General features: G+C 56.3%; 1 protein-coding gene. It reads left to right on the top strand.

What is annotated here, in order from left to right; genetic code table 11:
* Positions 1–157: 157 nt before the first annotated feature.
* The coding region (locus tag AC1DVF_RS28960; protein WP_477783591.1) for a helicase-related protein at positions 158–2,563 on the top strand (2,406 nt) is incomplete at its 3' end.

The following is a 2,563-nucleotide window of genomic DNA, read 5'->3' on the forward strand; positions in this document are numbered from 1 at the left end:
GTCGCCCGGCAGTCGATATCAAGACCTTGAGAAGGATAATCCGGATGCTGCYGGTGCGCAGTTGCATATCCGGAGCGTAGCCACGGATGGCAGATTCCTTATCACCATTTCGCTCATCAACAGCACCTCTCCGGGTAAAGGACGTGATGAGCTCGAAATGGCGTCAATGTTTCAGACATCGCTTCACATCACGCCTTCAGAAAAAACGAGCTTGGTCCCCAGGCCACGTCGCGACAACGTCCGGCCCGGCAAGAGTGATGCCGATGAGCGCTCAAATGCGCTGTTGTTCCGAAACGTTTATGAATTTGCATCCGGGCACGTCTGCGCGGCGTCATGGGGGGCACTTTCAGCTGGCCCCGGAAAATTGCCGGTGACCGACTGGGTTGGTACGACTTGGATGCCTTCGTCGATCGTTATGGGGGTTAACCCCAACGGTCACGAGTTTTTTTCTGATCTGAGTCAGAGTGGATCGGACCCCCTTTCGGCGCTGGCGCTAGCGACGGCGGCGGAGCCTGCGCTTCGAGCGGATCTCAAATTGCTGTGTGGATGTTATGCGAAATGGCTGACGCTGCAGCGCARTGAAAAGCTTCCAACCCTGAAGGGCGAAAATGCGATAACCGCCGGAACCAATCTGGAACAGTGTGCCGCCGTTTTGGATCGCATGAATAAAGCTGTCGACGAAATCTGCGACGACGCACGTTTGAGAAGGGCGTTTCAGCTTGCCAATCTTGCCATGCATACCCAGCATCAATGGGATTCAGAGAAATCGAAACACGGCAACCTTCGTTGGCGGCCATTCCAACTTGGCTTCCTTCTACTCAGTGCCGTCTCCGCAGCCAAACGCGATCATGCCGATCGAGAAACCATGGATCTGCTCTGGTTCCCCACCGGCGGCGGCAAAACCGAAGCGTATCTCGGCCTCATAGCCATGGTCGCCTTTTACCGCAGGTTGTCATCCAAATCTACTGAGCGGCAAGGTGTAGCGGCCCTAATGCGTTATACCCTGCGACTATTGACAACACAGCAGTTCGCCCGCTCGGCCGCAATGATTGTGGCCTGTGAAGCCATTCGCACCGGACGGATTGCTGTGCCTAATGGGTTAGATCTGCAAGGTGAGGAGTCATTCTCGATTGGTCTTTGGGTTGGAGGAGATGCAAGTCCCAATACGCGTGCAAATGCCTACGCGTCGCTTCAGGGCTCACGTGAACTTGCATCGCCACAGCAGCTTGCCGAGTGTCCCTGCTGCGGCAAACGCCTTCGCTGGACACAAGCGTCAGTAGCGTCTCGAGTTATTCCGAAATGCGAAAATTCGGAATGCCTTCTAACCGGACCGCTGCCGGTCTGGACGGTTGATGAGGATGTGTACGAAGAGCGCCCGACCCTCCTAGTCGGCACAGTCGACAAGTTTGCACAGATCGTGCGTCGCCCGCAAACCAACGCTCTTTTCGGAGTGTCAGATGGCGTCCCACCGGATCTGATCATTCAGGACGAGCTTCACCTGATTTCGGGTCCGCTCGGGACCGTGGCCGGAACCTACGAGTCGGCATTCGATATCCTGTTTTCGAGAGACGGGCGATACCCGAAGGTCATCGGTTCTACGGCGACCATACGGCGGGCGTCTGAACAGGTGCTAGACCTCTTTGATCGCACTGCATGTCAGTTTCCACCTGCAGCCATCGACCATGACGATTCCGGCTTCGCGGTTTTCGATCCCCGATCAACGGGGCGTCGATATGTGGGTATATCAACGGCAGGACGATCCGCAAAATTTACTTTGCAGGCTGTGTCGGCATCGCTTTTGCAGTCGGCGGGTGGGGCATTCAGTGATGTTGGCGACAATGATCCGTATTGGACGCTCCTGGGCTATTTCAATTCGCTACGCGAGCTTGGCGGTGCGCTTGTCCTAATGCAGGACGACGTCACCGATAGCATCCGGCTCTACAGTACCGCACGCGGCGAAACTGCACGCTCTATGCACAATGTGGAGGAACTCACGTCCCGGCGCACTCAAGAGGAGATCCTTGATATGCTCGGTAAGCTGGCGATCAAAGTGGGCCAGCCAGGCGCTCTTGATACCGTGTTGTCAACCAACATGGTCAGTGTCGGCGTCGATATTCCACGTCTTGGCCTAATGGTCGTGAATGGCCAGCCGAAAGCGACAGCCGAGTATATTCAGGCGACAAGCCGCGTCGGACGTGGCTCCGTTAGCGGGCTTGTGGTCTCGATACTGAACAACGCCAAAGCACGCGACAGATCGCGATTCGAGACCTTCAGCGGCTGGCATCAAACGCTATATCGCGATGTAGAAGCAACCAGCGTGACCCCATTCGCCTCCCGCGCACGGGATCGCGCATTGCATGCCGCACTTGTCGCAGCAGTCAGACATCTGGCACCGGGAATGTTGAACAATCCCGTTCTGAATGACGCCGCCATTAGGAAAGCGGAGGAACTGATTGATCTCATTGTGGATCGCGCCTCGAGGATCGACCCAGAAGAGAAGGCCGTTAGACACGAACTTCAGCGAAAGCTTGATCAGTGGATCGCGCGCGCGCCGGAGCACTAC

Source organism: Pseudomonas sp. P4_D7 (genome assembly GCF_056401755.1).